This window comes from Streptomyces sp. URMC 126 (genome assembly GCF_051386555.1).
Lineage (GTDB): Bacteria > Actinomycetota > Actinomycetes > Streptomycetales > Streptomycetaceae > Streptomyces.
Window position 1 is genome coordinate 1 of sequence record NZ_JBPQTX010000758.1, and the last position, 295, is coordinate 295.

Genomic DNA, 295 nt, shown 5'->3' on the forward strand with positions numbered 1-295 from the left:
GTTCGGTGGGTGCTTCGGTCGTTCTCGCCGCCCAGGTCTTCCCCGTCGCCCCGATCTTCCCCGTCGCCCCGTGTGTGCGCGGTCTCCCCGGCCTCCCGGACGTCCGTGGGGAGCCCGTCCCGTCCTCCGAGCACCGCCTCCAGGTACGCGTCGCGCTCCAGCAGGTCCACCGCCGCGCGCTCGCCGACCCGTGCCACCGGTCCGGCGCCCAGCGCCACCGCCACGCCGATCAGCACGGTGCCGACGGTGGCGCCCACCATCAGCCGCGTCCCGCCGCCGCGGGGCCGTACCCGGG

1 pseudogene is annotated in these 295 nt (G+C 77.3%); it reads right to left on the bottom strand.

The annotated features are described in order from the left end of the window. A pseudogene (locus ACSNOK_RS33785) lies at positions 1-295 on the bottom strand (hypothetical protein); the annotation flags it as partial.